Origin of the sequence: Brevundimonas sp., from assembly GCF_016463485.1 — a bacterium.
Taxonomy (GTDB): domain Bacteria; phylum Pseudomonadota; class Alphaproteobacteria; order Caulobacterales; family Caulobacteraceae; genus Brevundimonas.
Genome location: NZ_JAEMRD010000095.1, coordinates 1 through 13113 on the forward strand (window position 1 = coordinate 1; position 13113 = coordinate 13113).

The 13113-nt window shown below is 68.3% G+C and carries 18 protein-coding genes; 17 read left to right on the forward strand and 1 reads right to left on the reverse strand.

Annotated elements, in window-relative coordinates; all coding sequences use genetic code 11:
- The first annotated feature begins 98 nt into the window (after positions 1 to 98).
- From JHC99_RS12895 to JHC99_RS12945, 11 genes are read left to right on the forward strand one after another with little or no spacing between them, the layout of a single operon-like run.
- Positions 99 to 380, forward strand: a complete 282-nt coding sequence (locus JHC99_RS12895) for an STAS domain-containing protein (protein ID WP_292154785.1) — start codon at positions 99 to 101, stop codon at positions 378 to 380.
- Positions 377 to 742, forward strand: a complete 366-nt coding sequence (locus tag JHC99_RS12900) for a response regulator (RefSeq protein WP_271146213.1) — start codon at positions 377 to 379, stop codon at positions 740 to 742. Before JHC99_RS12895 ends, JHC99_RS12900 begins: the two co-directional genes overlap by 4 nt.
- Before the next feature lie 14 nt (positions 743 to 756).
- A complete protein-coding gene (locus JHC99_RS12905) occupies positions 757 to 3039 on the forward strand; it encodes a chemotaxis protein CheA (RefSeq protein ID WP_292154800.1) in 2283 nt (760 codons plus the stop codon).
- Positions 3040 to 3041: 2 nt separating this feature from the next.
- Complete coding sequence (locus JHC99_RS12910; RefSeq protein ID WP_292154786.1) at positions 3042 to 3503, forward strand: chemotaxis protein CheW; 462 nt, start codon at positions 3042 to 3044, stop codon at positions 3501 to 3503.
- Positions 3500 to 4369, forward strand: a complete 870-nt coding sequence (locus JHC99_RS12915) for a protein-glutamate O-methyltransferase CheR (protein WP_292154787.1) — start codon at positions 3500 to 3502, stop codon at positions 4367 to 4369. Before JHC99_RS12910 ends, JHC99_RS12915 begins: the two co-directional genes overlap by 4 nt.
- The gene (locus JHC99_RS12920) at positions 4366 to 5412 is read left to right on the forward strand and encodes a chemotaxis response regulator protein-glutamate methylesterase (protein ID WP_292154788.1); all 1047 of its coding nucleotides are present in this window, start codon (positions 4366 to 4368) and stop codon (positions 5410 to 5412) included. Before JHC99_RS12915 ends, JHC99_RS12920 begins: the two co-directional genes overlap by 4 nt.
- A gap of 11 nt (positions 5413 to 5423) precedes the next feature.
- A complete protein-coding gene (locus tag JHC99_RS12925; protein WP_271146208.1) occupies positions 5424 to 5813 on the forward strand; it encodes a response regulator in 390 nt (129 codons plus the stop codon).
- Positions 5813 to 6352 (forward strand): chemotaxis protein CheD, encoded by a 540-nt coding sequence (locus JHC99_RS12930; RefSeq protein WP_292154801.1) that lies wholly within the window; start codon positions 5813 to 5815, stop codon positions 6350 to 6352. The genes JHC99_RS12925 and JHC99_RS12930 overlap by 1 nt, the downstream gene beginning before the upstream one ends.
- Positions 6352 to 6687, forward strand: a complete 336-nt coding sequence (locus JHC99_RS12935; protein WP_292154789.1) for a hypothetical protein — start codon at positions 6352 to 6354, stop codon at positions 6685 to 6687. Before JHC99_RS12930 ends, JHC99_RS12935 begins: the two co-directional genes overlap by 1 nt.
- A gap of 2 nt (positions 6688 to 6689) precedes the next feature.
- A complete protein-coding gene (locus JHC99_RS12940; RefSeq protein WP_292154790.1) occupies positions 6690 to 7292 on the forward strand; it encodes a response regulator in 603 nt (200 codons plus the stop codon).
- Positions 7289 to 7744, forward strand: coding sequence for a chemotaxis protein CheE (locus tag JHC99_RS12945; protein WP_292154791.1), 456 nt, complete (start codon positions 7289 to 7291; stop codon positions 7742 to 7744). The genes JHC99_RS12940 and JHC99_RS12945 overlap by 4 nt, the downstream gene beginning before the upstream one ends.
- A gap of 18 nt (positions 7745 to 7762) precedes the next feature.
- Here the strand turns inward: JHC99_RS12945 and JHC99_RS12950 are convergent, their stop codons facing one another.
- Complete coding sequence (locus JHC99_RS12950) at positions 7763 to 7966, reverse strand: DUF1674 domain-containing protein (protein ID WP_292154793.1); 204 nt, start codon at positions 7964 to 7966, stop codon at positions 7763 to 7765.
- A 155-nt stretch (positions 7967 to 8121) separates the two neighbouring features.
- Here JHC99_RS12950 and tolB point away from each other — a divergent pair, with 155 nt between their 5' ends.
- From tolB to JHC99_RS12980, 6 genes are all read left to right on the forward strand, one after another.
- Complete coding sequence (tolB, locus tag JHC99_RS12955; protein WP_292154794.1) at positions 8122 to 9504, forward strand: Tol-Pal system beta propeller repeat protein TolB; 1383 nt, start codon at positions 8122 to 8124, stop codon at positions 9502 to 9504.
- 113 nt (positions 9505 to 9617) lie between these two features.
- The gene (pal, locus tag JHC99_RS12960) at positions 9618 to 10187 is read left to right on the forward strand and encodes a peptidoglycan-associated lipoprotein Pal (RefSeq protein WP_292154795.1); all 570 of its coding nucleotides are present in this window, start codon (positions 9618 to 9620) and stop codon (positions 10185 to 10187) included.
- A gap of 93 nt (positions 10188 to 10280) precedes the next feature.
- Positions 10281 to 10694, forward strand: coding sequence for a hypothetical protein (locus JHC99_RS12965; protein WP_292154796.1), 414 nt, complete (start codon positions 10281 to 10283; stop codon positions 10692 to 10694).
- 88 nt (positions 10695 to 10782) lie between these two features.
- Positions 10783 to 11910 carry a DUF3667 domain-containing protein gene (locus JHC99_RS12970; protein ID WP_292154797.1) on the forward strand — a complete coding sequence of 376 codons (1128 nt, stop codon included), beginning with the start codon at positions 10783 to 10785 and terminating at the stop codon, positions 11908 to 11910.
- 40 nt (positions 11911 to 11950) lie between these two features.
- Positions 11951 to 12802 carry a tetratricopeptide repeat protein gene (locus tag JHC99_RS12975; protein ID WP_292154798.1) on the forward strand — a complete coding sequence of 284 codons (852 nt, stop codon included), beginning with the start codon at positions 11951 to 11953 and terminating at the stop codon, positions 12800 to 12802.
- Positions 12803 to 12831: 29 nt separating this feature from the next.
- On the forward strand, positions 12832 to 13113 hold a 282-nt coding region (locus JHC99_RS12980), incomplete at its 3' end, for an ATP-binding protein (RefSeq protein ID WP_292154799.1).

Here is a 13113-nt window from a genome sequence, read left to right on the forward strand (position 1 = left end):
GCTCAACGCCCCGTCGCCGCCCTGCGCACCACCGGTCATGGCGGCGCCGCCCGCCGACCCGAACCCGTCGCAGCCGCCGACGGATGGGAGGAGTTCTGATGCCCGACGCCCATGTGATCCTGCCGCCCGTCCTCGACCTCCAGTACGCCGAGCCCCTGCGGGCAGAGCTGCTGGCCCTGCGCGGGCAGCCGGTGACGATCGACGGCTCGGCCGTCGAACGGCTCGGCGGGCTGTGCCTGCAGGTGCTCATCTCAGCCCAGCAGAGCTGGGCGAGCGACGGACAGACCCTGGTCATCGACCGGGTGTCGCAAGCCTTTGCTGATCAATGGAATGCTTTCGGTGCCGCCTTCATGGCCCCTGAAATCGGAGAAGCCGCGTGACCAAGACCATCCTTACCATCGACGATTCCCGCACCATGCGTGACATGCTGATGATGGCCCTGGTCGAGGCGGGCTATAACGTCATCCAGGCGGTCGACGGCATCGACGGCCTGGAAACGCTCAGCGCCGAGGGTGCCGACGTCATCATCACCGACATCAACATGCCCCGTCTCGACGGGTTCGGGGTCATCGAGGGTGTCCGCGCCGACCCCAACCATCGCGCGACCCCGGTACTGGTCCTGACCACCGAAAGCGACGCCGCCAAGAAGCAGCGCGCCCGCGACGCGGGTGCGACCGGCTGGATCGTCAAGCCGTTCGATCCGGCCAAGCTGGTCGAAGCCGTCCGACGCGTGGCCGCCTGATCATGAGCGACGCCGTGGATCCGTTCGAGGCCATCAAGGTCGTCTTCTTCCAGGAATGCGACGAACTGCTCGGTGACCTGGAAGCGGGCCTGCTGGCGATCGAGTCCGGCACGGCCGACGACGAGACCGTCCACGCCGTGTTCCGGGCCGTGCATTCGGTGAAGGGCGGGGCCGGGGCGTTCGGCCTCGACGCCCTGGTGCGCTTCGCCCACGTCTTCGAGACCCTGATGGATGAAATCCGTTCGGGGCGGAAATCCTGTGACGACGTGACGGTGAAGACCCTTCTGCGGGCCGCCGATGTCCTGGCCGATCACATCGCCGCCGCCCGCGGTCAGGCGGCGCCTGTCGATGAAGCCCGCTCGGCGGGACTGGTCGCCGAACTGGAAATGCTGACCCACGGCGAGGCGAGCGCGCCCGTCGCGATGAGCCCGACCGTCGCCGACACGCCCGTGCCAGACGCTGTTGTCGACGAGGATGATTTCGGCTTCCGCCCGGTCGCCTTCAGCTTCGCCGGCCTGGGCGAAGATGCCCCGGTCGAGGCCCCGGCGGGTCAGACCTGGCGCGTCGTTTTCCGGCCGCACGGTCGGATGTACATCCACGCCAACGAGTCCGGCCTGCTGCTGCGCGAGCTGTCGCGCCTGGGCGAGATGACGGTGTCGCTGGACGCCTCCGCCGTACCCGACCTGTCCGAACTGGTCGCCGAGGAAGGCTATCTGGCCTGGACCGTCGATCTGACGACCGAGGCCGGCGAAGCCGCCATCCGGGACGTGTTCGACTTCGTCGAGAGCGACTGCGACGTGGCCATCATGCCGGCATCGGCCGGGTCGGAACCCGCCTCGGAGGCGCCGGCGCCCGCCGCCGATTTCGACATCGCCGCCCTGCTGGCCCGCGCCCAGGCCGAGGTCGCTACGACCGTCGCGCCCGAGCCGGAATTCACACCCATGGCCGCTCCGGTGATGCTCGAAGCGCCCGAGCCTGTCGCCGCGCCGATCGCAGAACCCGCACCGCCGGCCGCCCCGGCCCCGGGCGCCGCCGCACCTGCCGCACCTGCCGCGGCCGCAGCCCCCGCCGCGCCCGCAGCCGTCACCATCCGCGTCGATCTCGACCGGGTCGACCGGCTGATCAACGTCGTCGGCGAACTGGTCATCCAGCAGGCCATGCTGGCCCAGCGCGTGATCGAGAGCGGCCTGGCCCGTTCGTCCGGCATCTCCGTGGGTCTGGAAGACCTCGAACTGCTGACCCGGGAGATCCAGGACAGCGTCATGGCCATCCGCGCCCAGCCTGTGAAGTCGGTGTTCCAGCGCATGCCGCGCCTCGTCCGCGAAGTCGGCGAGATGACCGGCAAACGCGTCCGCCTGGTCACCGCCGGCGAGGATACCGAGGTCGACAAGACCGTGGTGGAACGTCTGGCCGAGCCGATCACCCACATGCTGCGCAACGCCATCGACCACGGGCTCGAAAGCCCGGACACGCGCGTCGCCGCCGGCAAGCCGGCAGAGGGCACGGTTCGCCTGGCCGCCCTGCACCGCTCGGGCCGGATCGTCATCGAGATCTCCGACGACGGCGCCGGAATCAACCGCGAGCGGGTCAAGGGCATCGCCGTCTCGCGCGGCCTGATCGCCGACGATGCGGTCCTGACCGACGAGGAGATCGACAACCTGATCTTCCTGCCGGGCTTCTCGACCGCCGAGACGATCACGGACGTTTCGGGCCGGGGCGTGGGGATGGACGTGGTCCGGCGCTCGATCCAGGCCCTGGGCGGCCGCATCTCCATCTCGTCCAACCCGGGCAAGGGTTCGACCTTTACCCTCAGCCTGCCGCTGACCCTGGCGGTGCTGGACGGCATGGTGGTCACCGGTGCCGGCCAGACCCTGGTCGCGCCCCTGACGGCCATCGTCGAAAGCCTGACGCCGCGCATTCAGGACATCCATTACGTCGGTGGCCACGACCCCGTGATCCGCTTCCGCGACCAGTTCGTGCCCCTTATCGACGTCGCCCTGGGGATGGGTTTCCGTGACACGCCTGCCGTGCCGGAGAAAGGCGTCGCCGTGGTCATCGAGACCGAGGCCGGCGCCCGCGCCGCCCTGTTGTTCGACGCCATCCAGGGCCAGCGCCAGGTGGTCATCAAGAGCCTGGAGACCAACTACCAGCAGGTCGAGGGTGTGGCCGCCGCGACCATCCTCGGCGACGGCCGCGTCGCCCTGATCCTGGACGTCGACGCCATCGTCACCTCATGGCGCAAGAAGGCGGTGCGTATCGAGACCGCCTCTCGTCCTGACCTCAAACTCGCGAGCTGATCATGAACGAAGTTTCCAACGTCGCCGCCACGCGTGAACTGATCGCCTTCCGCATCGGCGAGCAGGAGTTCTGCGTCGACATCATGGCGGTCCGCGAGATCCGCGGCTGGACGCCTGCGACGCCCCTGCCACGCGCGCCGGGCTATATGAAGGGCGTCATCAATCTGCGCGGCGCGGTCCTGCCGATCATCGATCTGGGCGCCCGGTTCGGCCTGCGCACCTCCGAGCCGTCGGCGCGGCACGTGATCATGGTCGCCCACATCGGCGGCCGCATGGTCGGTCTTCTGGTCGACGCCGTGTCCGACATCATCCAGCTGACCGACGAAGCCGTCCAGCCGACCCCCGACATCGCCAGCGAACAGGTGAAGTCCTTCGTGAAGGGCCTGTTCGCCATCGACGGCCGGATGATCAGCCTGATCGAACTCGACCGGATCATTCCCGAGACCGAGGCCGAAGCCGCATGACGAACTCCGCCGGGCGCAAATCCCTGGTCGAAGGCGAGTTCGTCTTCACCGCCGAGGATTTCCGCAACATTGCCCAGATCCTGCACAGCCACGCCGGTATCGCGCTGAACGAGGGCAAGGCCGCGCTCGTCTATTCGCGACTGGCCAAGCGGCTGCGCACCCTGGGCCTGCGCAGCTTCCGGGACTACTGCGCCCTGATCGAGGGCGTCCAGGGCGTGGATGAGCGGCAGGCGATGACGGCGGCCCTGACCACCAATGTCACCCGCTTCTTCCGCGAACCGCACCATTTCGATCACCTGCGCGATCAGGTCATGCCCGCCCTGGCCGAGCGCGCGCGCAGCGGCGGCCGGGTCCGCCTGTGGTCGGCCGCCTGTTCCAACGGTCAGGAGCCCTATTCCATGGCCATGACCGTCCTGGCGGTCCTGCCCGAGGCCGCCGATCTGGACGTGCGCATCCTCGCCACGGACATCGATCCCAACATGGTCGCCGAGGGTGCCATCGGCGTCTATCCGGAGGAGGCGCTCGAACCGGCCCCGCCGGTGCTGCGCAACCGGTTCTTCGACAAGGAAGTCGGACCCACGGGCCAGACCCTGCTGTCGGCCAACTCGACCCTGCGCGATCTCGTGTCCTTCCGGGAACTGAACCTGATCGGCGACTGGCCGATGCGCGGCCGGTTCGACGTCATCTTCTGCCGCAACGTGGTGATCTATTTCGACGATGCGACCCAGGAGCGTGTCTGGAGCCGGTTCACCCCCCTGATGAATCCGGGCGCGACCCTCTATATCGGCCACTCGGAGCGCGTCAGCGGTCCGGCGACGAAGCAGCTGCAGACCAGCGGCCTGACCACCTACAGGCTTGGCGCATGACCCGCCCGGTCCGTGTTCTGGTGGTGGACGACTCGCCGACGATGCGCGGCCTGATCACGGCCGCCCTGCGGCGTGATCCCGAGATCGAGGTCATCGGCACCGCCGCCGATCCGCTCGAGGCCCGCGCCATGATCAAGGAACTGAATCCCGACGTCATCACCCTCGACATCGAGATGCCCAATATGAACGGGCTGGAGTTCCTCGAAAAGATCATGCGGCTACGGCCCATGCCCGTGGTCATGGTCTCGACCCTGACCCAGGCCGGTGCCGAGATCACGATCGAGGCGCTCGAAATGGGTGCGGTAGACGCGGTCGGCAAGCCGGGCGCCGGCGTCACGGCGACCGAAGCCTTCGCCGAACTGACCCTCAAGGTGAAGACCGCCGCCCGGTCCCGCGTCCGGGCCCGCGAAGCCGTCGAGGTGTCGCGTCCGCGCACTGACTATCGCCCCGCCGCCGATCACATCCTGGCCATCGGCGCCTCGACTGGCGGCGTGGAGGCCCTGCTGACCATCGTGTCCGCCTTCCCGGCCAACTGCCCCGCGACCGTGATCACCCAGCATATGCCGGCGACCTTCACCCCCAGCTTCGCGGCGCGTCTCAACAAGATGTCCGCCGCCACGGTCAGCGAGGCGGTCGACGGCGCGCCCCTGATGCCCGGCCACGTCTATCTGGCCCCGGGCGGCGTCGCCCATCTGGAGGTGTTCGGAACAACGCCCCGCTGCCGCCTCAGCCAGGGCGACACCGTCAGCGGCCACCGACCCTCGGTCGACGTCCTGTTCCGTTCGATCGCGCGCATGCGTCGCCCCATGACCGGGGTGATCCTGACCGGCATGGGCCGCGACGGCGCCCAGGGGTTGCTGGAGATGCGCAACGCCGGCGCCCACACCCTGGGTCAGGACGAGGCCTCCTCCGTCGTCTACGGCATGCCGCGCGTCGCCCATGAGATCGGCGCCGTCGAGCGCCAGTTGCCCCTGACCCGACTTTCGTCCGCAATCCTCGACCTGTGCGCCGCGCCCTCCCGCGACGCCCATGTCGCCGCCTGAGGTCCCCCAGAATGCCCGCCGCTTCCGCCATCCATACCCTGATCGTCGACGACCAGATGTCGATGCGCGCCCTGATCCGCAACAGCCTGCAACAGCTGGGCTTTCGTGAGTTCCGCGAGGCCGCGGACGGCGAGGCCGGCCTGCGCGAGATGATCACCAAGCCCGCCCACCTGGTAATCTCCGACTTCAACATGCCCAAGCTCGACGGCCTGGGGCTGCTGCGCGCCGTGCGTTCGCACCCGCCGACCCAAGGGGCCGCCTTCATCATGCTGACCGGGCGTGCCGACAAGGAACTGGTGGCCCGGGCGGTGCAGTTCGGGGTCAACAACTATCTGGTCAAGCCGTTCACCGTCACCCAGCTGAAAGACAAGCTGGAAGGCGTTTTCGGACCCCTGACATGATGTCCGCCGCCGCCCTGGCGACCGAACACCGGATTCACGTGGGCCAGGGCGAGCACCATGTGACGTCGGATCCCAATGTGATGCTCACCACCATCCTGGGCAGTTGCGTCGCCATGTGCCTGCGCGATCCCGACACCGGGGTCGGGGGCATGAACCATTTCCTGCTGCCGGAAGGCGCCGGGGCCGGAACCGATGCAGGCCGCCGCTACGGCGCCTATGCGATGGAACTGCTGATCAACGACGTGCTCAAGGCCGGCGCGCGTCGCGATCGGCTGGAAGCCAAGCTGTTCGGCGGCGGACGGATGTTCAACTCGCTCAGGGACGTGGGTCTGGCCAATGCCGATTTCGCCGAACGCTTCCTGCGCGACGAAGGCATTCCCGTGGTCGGCGGCAGTCTGCGCGGGGCCGGCGGGCGGCGTCTGCACTACTGGCCCGTCAGCGGTCGCGCCCTGCAACGCGCCGTGACCGACAGCCACGTCCCGACCCAGGCCCCCCCGCGCGTCCAGCCCGTCGCGTCGGGTGCGGTGGAGTTGTTCTGATGAGCGTGGACCGCGACCAGATCCTGCTCAGCGCCGTCGCCGACGAGATGGGCGACATCCGCGCCGATTTCGACAGCCTGTCCGGCCTGATCACCGAGCTTATGGCCTGGTGTCCGCCCGAGGCGCGGGCCGATGCCCTGCCACAGGTCCAGACCTTCGATCTGCTGTTGCAGCGCCTTGAGGGCCTCAGCGGCCTGGTCGCCGCCCTCGGCGCAGGCGTGCCGATCGACGTCGCCCTGCACGTCCTGACCCTGTCCGACCAGGCCGCCCGGCTGACCGGCGGTTTCGGACCCGGCCCCTCGGCGGTGTCGGGCGACGTCATGCTGTTCGACTGACGATGGCCAGGGTCGCATCCCCGACGGATCGGATCAATCTGGCGCACTCCTCGGTGCTGCTGGTGGATCACAACCAGAGATCGCTCGACATGCTGAGCTCGATCTTTCAGGGTTTCGGCGTGCGCGAGCAGACCAAATGCGGGTCGTCGAACGATGCCGTCAGGCTGGTCCAGGCACGCTGTTTCGACCTGATCCTGATCGATTGCGCGATGCCCGAGATGGACGGATACGACTTCACCCGTTGGCTCCGGCGCGAGACGGATGCCCCGCTTCGTCACACGCCCCTGATCATGCTGACTGGCCACGCGGCCTCGTCGAAGGTTCTCAAGAGCCGCGACTGCGGGGCCAGTTTCGTGGTCACCAAGCCGCTGACGCCCAGTGTGTTGTTGCAGCGCATCCTCTGGCTGGGCGCGGACGAACGCAGCTTCGTCGAATGCGAAAGCTATTGCGGCCCTGACCGCCGGGTACGGAATTTCGGGCCGCCGGTGGGGATGCCGGGGCGCCGTTCCGGGGACCTTTCCGAACACGTCGGGGAAGCCACCGGAGCCAATATGGATCAGGCCTCGATCGACATGATGATGAAACCGATGAGGGTCGCCCTGTGAGCGAGGTCCGCACCTACAAGATCAAGAGCCCCCTGGCCAAACAACTGCACGAACCCGGCGGCCGTACGGTTCAGGACGCCACGCGCCTGGCCGGCGAGGAGCTGGAACAGCACCGCGACGGTGTGATGGCGTCCATCGCCGACACCCTGGATGAGCTGGACAGGCTCGCGGCCGCTGCGGCTCCGGATACGGGTCCACAGGTCTATCAACTGGCCTCGAGCGTCATCGACCTCGGCGGCTTCTTCGACACGGGCCCCCTGCATGAGGCCGCCTACAGTCTTTGCGACATCGCCGATCGCATGATCGGGGCGGACGCCTGGCACTGGCCGTCGGTCCTTGTGCATCTGCAGGCGATGCGGCTGATCATGGCGGGGGGCTGCCGTCCCGGCCGCACCAGCGAGGTCCTGCTGGAAGGCCTGCGTTCCATCAGCCAGCGACCACTGGCGACCTGAGGCCTTCGGTCGTCGCCGTCAGAAGTCGACGGCCAGTCCCTTCTTCTCCCAGTCTCCATAGCGGGTCGGCTCCGGTCCGGTGGGTCCGCCGTGTTCGGTCGCCGGGGTCGCCTCGGCCTGCGCGGCGCGACGCGCTTCGGCCTCGGCCAGGGCCCGCAGGGCGGCCGGGGTCAGGATGCGGGGCGGGGCGGGCGCAGGTGTGTCGATCGGTTCGTCGGTCATGCGGGGAATGTAGGGGGCTCGAAGCCCCTCGTCACCCGCCGGGCAAAACCTGCCGTCCCGAAAGTCGCCCCATTCAGGGCCAAGCTGGCGTTTGTCACACGGTCTGGCGATAAGGACCGAACGATCCGCCTTACACGTCCGGGAGCGCCCTCTTCATGCGTCTGAACCTTCTGCTCGCCTCGGCCTGCATGATCGCCGTCGGCGCGGCTTCGCTGGCGACAGCCCAGAGCACGCCGGTTCCCGGTGCCGCCCCGGCCCAGCAACAGGGACCGATCGAGGTCGAGATCGACCAGGGCGTCATCCGACCCTTCCAGATCGCCGTCGCGCCGTTCAGCGGCCAGAACGGCGCGGACCTGGCCGGCGTCATCTCCGGCGACCTGGCGCGTTCGGGCTTCTTCCAGCCGATCAATCCGCGCAGCTTCGTCGAGACCGACCTGACCCTGGCCAACGCCCCCGACTTCCCGAAATGGACCAGTATCGGGGCCCAGGCCGTGCTGTACGGCTCGGTCACGCCCCGTCCCGACGGCCGCAACAACGTGGGTTTCCGCCTCTACGACCCCTATCGCCAGTGCCAGCTGGTCTCCTATCAGTTCACCGCCACGCCCGAGCAATGGCGCCGGATCGCGCACAAGATCGCCGACGTCGTCTATCAGCGCATGACCGGCGAGAGCGGCTTCTTCGACAGCCGCATCATCTATGTCGCCGAGAGCGGCACCGAGCTGAACCGCCTCAGCCGCCTCGCGATCGTGGACCAGGACGGCTACAACCCCGTCTTCCTGACCGACGGCTCTGAGATCATCCTGACGCCGCGCTTCTCGTCGAGCCCGGACGAGATCACCTATATGGCGCTGGGCCGGGACTACAGCCGGATCTACCTCTACAACCTGTCGACCGGCCGTCGGGAATCCCTGGGCGAATTCGACGGCCAGGCCCTGGCGCCCCGCTATTCGCCGGACGGGACCAAGGTCGCCTTCTCCATCATCCGGGGCGGCAATACCGACGTCTATGTGATGGACCTGCGCAGTCGCCAGCTGTCGCGCCTGACCTCCGACCCCGGCATCGACACCTCGCCGTCGTTCAGCCCCGACGCGTCCCAGATCGTGTTCAACTCCGACCGGTCGGGCACGCCGCGCCTGTACGTCATGAACGCCAACGGCTCGAACCAGCGCCCGATATCGCGTGGCGGCGGCTCCTATACCGCCCCGTCCTGGAGCCCTCGCGGCGACATGATCGCCTTCACCAAATCCTCGGGCGGGCGGTTCAGCATCGGCGTCATGAACACCGACGGCTCGGGCGAGCGCAGCCTGTCGTCGTCCTATTTCGAGGAGGGCCCGTCCTGGGCCCCCAACGGCCGCTACATCATGTTCGCGCGCCAGACGCGGGGCGGAAACACCAATCTGTGGATGGTCGATCTGTCCGGCCGGGTCATCGCCCAGTCGGGCTATCAGGGCCGGGGCTCCGACCCCGCCTGGTCGCCTCTGCTGGACGCGCCGCCCGCCGGTCTCGGCAGTTCGGGCCCCGACAGTTGCGGAACCTGATCCGGACCCGATAGCCTCAACTGTGCGTTACCGATCCGAGCGCCACAGACACGACACGAACGCCTGAGTTAAATGGCCACGCTTGAAGGCCCCGCCGAGCCGAGGAGACCCCGATGACCCGCCCGATCACTCGCCTGCCCCTGAAGATCGCCGCCATCGGCCTGTCCATGGTCGCCCTGGCCGCCTGCACGCCCAAGCGCGCGGTCGAACCGGCGACGCCCGGCGGTCCCACTGCGCCCTCTTATGACAACAACCCCGTCTATCCGGGTGCCGGCGGCAATGTGGGCGGTTCGGACATGAGCGGGTCATCACGCCCCGGCTCTGAACAGGACTTCGCCATCAACGTCGGCGACCGCATCTATTTCGAGCTGGATTCCTATCAGGTCAGCCCCGAGGCCTATCCGCGCCTCGACGCCCAAGCCCAGTGGCTGGCCCGCTATCCCCAGATCGGGGTGCGGATCGAGGGCAATGCCGACGAACGCGGCACCCGCGAATACAATCTGGCCCTCGGCGCCCGTCGCGCCGAATCGATCCGCAACTACCTGATCCAGCGCGGCGTCTCGGCCGGCCGCATCGACACCATCTCCTTCGGCAAGGAACGCCCGATCGCCGAGGGTTCGACCGAGGACAGCTGGGCCCGCAACCGCAACGGCCATACCGCCATCGTCAGCGGCGCGCAGTAGGTCAGGTTTCTTCGCCCATGGCTCCGCACCGGCTTGTGCGGTGACCGGCCACGGCTATTCTCACGCCACGCCGTCCGTGGAGTTGACGAGGCCATGAGTGACGGACTCCCGCCCCTGACGCAGGTCGATCCAGCGGTCGGCAAGGACGACGCCGTGTCACGCACCGGTTTCGCCGAACCCGCCCTGGCCTATGACTATTTCAAGAGCATGGTTTCGCTCAGCGTCGCGACCCTTGGGGGCGTCCTGACCCTCAGCGGGACCGTTTTCGGCTCCCGGATCGATCCGTTGCAGATGGGGATGGCGGTCTTGCCTGTAGCCGTCTCGGGTCTGCTGGCTCTCCAGGCCCAGACGGACATCACCCAACTCAGCCTGGGCGTCAAACCGCCGCTGAACAGCTCCAGGCTGGCCCTTCGACTGGTTCCGTCCTTCTACGGTCTGGGACTCGGAATCTTTCTGGCCTGCCTGCTGCTGTCCTATCTCGCGCCCGGGTCCGCCCCCAAGGCCTAACTGAGGTTCGACCGGCCGGCTCCTTTTCTTTGACCGCGCGGGCCGGAGGCGTCAGATTGTGCGCTGCACAGTCAGGGCGGGGGCTCCATTGGATATCGAAGCAGCGGGCGGCGCGATCACCGGCGGCCTGATCGCCGGAGCGGTCGAGGCCCCGACCGGCAAGGCGGGCGACCCCACCGATCGGGTCTGCACCGACTGCAGCGAACCCGTCACCGGAAACTTCTGCGCCAACTGCGGCCAGCCGACCCACGTCCACCGCACCCTGCTGCACCTTGGCGAAGAGCTTCTTCACGGGGTCATGCATTTCGACGCCCGCATCTGGCGCACCCTGCCGCTGCTGGCGCTGAACCCCGGCAAGCTGACCCGCGAGTGGATCGAGGGCAAACGCACCCGCTATGTCTCGCCCCTGGCGATGTTCCTGTTCACCGTCTTCCTGATGTTCTTCATCCTGAGCTTCAGCGGGGGTTCGGCGCTCGGCGTCAACCAGGCCCCTCTGGACGAACGGATCGCAGATGCGCGCGCCGATGTCGACGAGGCGAAGGCCGAGCTGGCGCGGGCGCAAGCCGCCTCGGACGGCGAACCGGGCGATGAAGGGGTGGTGGCCGGTGCCACGGCCGCTGTGGGCGGAGCCGAGCGCTCCCTGCGCATCCTTGAGGACGCCAGGGCCGCCGGACCCCGCGCCGACGGTCTGGCTCCCGGCAGCTTCCAGGCCGCGATCGCCGACGCCGCTCACGACGGCAACATCACGATCGGCGTCGGCGACAAGAAGATGAAGGACAAGATCCTCCACAAGCTCGCGAACCCCGACCTGGCGATCTACAAGATCCAGCAGACGGTCTACAAATACGCCTTCCTCCTGGTGCCCCTGTCGATCCCCTTCGTCTGGCTGCTGTTCGCCTGGAAGCGAGGCTTCACCTGGTACGACCACGGCGTCTTCGTCCTCTATTCCCTGACCTTCATGGCGATTCTCGGGATGGCCATGGCCGTGATCGGCGCGATCGCAGCGGCCTCGCCGCCCTGGATCGCCCCCGTGTTCGGCATCCTGTCGGCCGTTCTGGTGTTTGCCCCTCCCGTCCACATGTTCGCCCAGCTGAAGGGGACCTACGGCCTGTCGATCTTCTCGGCCCTGTGGCGCACGATCCTGCTGCTTCTCTTCTCCATCTTTGTCGTCAGCCTGTTCCTCGTCGCGATCATCCTGCTGGGCCTGGGCGTCTGACGCCTTGCGACGGCCCCAAATCGGTGGAACGAAAGCGGGCATGACGATCAAGCCTCTCGCCCTGTCCCTGATGCTCGCCACGGCCGCTGGCTGCGCCCTCGCCGGAGGCATCGCGGTCTCCCAGACCCAGCCCTTGCCGGCCGTTCAGTGGGACGTGCGCCGCCTCGACACCCTGGACCGCAACGTTCGCCGCCTCGAACGCGCCCTGACCCAGAGGAATGCGGTCGGCCAACCTGTGCTGGTCGAGTCCGATCCGGAGGTCGTCACCCTGATGGGCCAGGTCGAGACCATCGGCCGCCGCCTCGGCGACCTTGAGGAAACCGTCCAGCGCATCAACGGCGACCTGGAACGCGCCAGTTTCGCCGCCGACGAAAGCGCCAGCGAGACCGCCGCCCTGCGGACCCGCCTGGATCGGGCCGAGACCCGTCTGAAGGCCATGGAGGACGCGGCCCGCGTCGCCGCCGAACAGGCCGAAGCCGAGGCCGAGGCGTTGCGCTCACCCACGGGCGAGGCCGCCGGCGATCTGGCCGCCGCGCAAGGGTTGATGCCCGCCGACCCGGCCGGCGCGGTCCGCGCCTATGAGATGGTCATCGAGAACTGGCCCGACACGGCCCAGGCCCGCGAGGCCGGCTGGCGTCTCGGCGACATTCGCCGTGCCGCCAACGATCAGGCCGGGGCCGTCACCGCCTATGCCCAGGCCCTGAACGGCTGGCCGACCACCGCGTGGGCTGGAGAAGTCACGCTGAAACTGGCCCGGGCCCTCGTGGCCACCGAACGCGACACCCAGGCCTGTGGCGCGCTGGGCGAGTTCAACCGTCGCTATGCGGCCACCGCCTCGGCCCAGCTCAAGACCATCGCCGGCCAGATCCGCACCCAGGCCGCCTGCCGCTGACCGCGCGGCCGGTCCCCGAAGACCTGGCGGTGCGGGTCGGCACCGGCCTCGACGCCCGGCTTCAGCGCGACGTCGAACATCCCGTCGTCTTGGCCCTGTCCGGTGGCGGCGACTCCATGGCCCTGCTGCACATCGCCGCCGACTGGGCCAGCAGAAACGGCCGCCGCCTGCTCGCCGTCACCGTCGACCACGGCCTGAACCCCGACAGCCCCCGCTGGAGCGAGGCCTGCCGCTGCGCCTGCGAGGCCCTGAACGTCGCCTGGACCGAGCGCCGCTGGACCGGCGACAAGCCGTCCACCGGCCTCCCCGCC

Excerpts from the sequence above, each read along its gene's own strand:
- JHC99_RS12895 (WP_292154785.1), top strand. The coding sequence starts at position 99 with ATGCCCGACGCCCATGTGATCCTGCCGCCCGTCCTCGACCTCCAGTAC.
- JHC99_RS12910 (WP_292154786.1), top strand. The coding sequence starts at position 3,042 with ATGAACGAAGTTTCCAACGTCGCCGCCACGCGTGAACTGATCGCCTTC.
- JHC99_RS12915 (WP_292154787.1), top strand. The coding sequence starts at position 3,500 with ATGACGAACTCCGCCGGGCGCAAATCCCTGGTCGAAGGCGAGTTCGTC.
- JHC99_RS12920 (WP_292154788.1), top strand. The coding sequence starts at position 4,366 with ATGACCCGCCCGGTCCGTGTTCTGGTGGTGGACGACTCGCCGACGATG.
- JHC99_RS12925 (WP_271146208.1), top strand. The coding sequence starts at position 5,424 with ATGCCCGCCGCTTCCGCCATCCATACCCTGATCGTCGACGACCAGATG.
- JHC99_RS12930 (WP_292154801.1), top strand. The coding sequence starts at position 5,813 with ATGTCCGCCGCCGCCCTGGCGACCGAACACCGGATTCACGTGGGCCAG.
- JHC99_RS12935 (WP_292154789.1), top strand. The coding sequence starts at position 6,352 with ATGAGCGTGGACCGCGACCAGATCCTGCTCAGCGCCGTCGCCGACGAG.
- JHC99_RS12940 (WP_292154790.1), top strand. The coding sequence starts at position 6,690 with ATGGCCAGGGTCGCATCCCCGACGGATCGGATCAATCTGGCGCACTCC.
- JHC99_RS12950 (WP_292154793.1), bottom strand. The coding sequence starts at position 7,966 with ATGACCGACGAACCGATCGACACACCTGCGCCCGCCCCGCCCCGCATC.
- tolB (WP_292154794.1), top strand. The coding sequence starts at position 8,122 with ATGCGTCTGAACCTTCTGCTCGCCTCGGCCTGCATGATCGCCGTCGGC.
- pal (WP_292154795.1), top strand. The coding sequence starts at position 9,618 with ATGACCCGCCCGATCACTCGCCTGCCCCTGAAGATCGCCGCCATCGGC.
- JHC99_RS12965 (WP_292154796.1), top strand. The coding sequence starts at position 10,281 with ATGAGTGACGGACTCCCGCCCCTGACGCAGGTCGATCCAGCGGTCGGC.
- JHC99_RS12975 (WP_292154798.1), top strand. The coding sequence starts at position 11,951 with ATGACGATCAAGCCTCTCGCCCTGTCCCTGATGCTCGCCACGGCCGCT.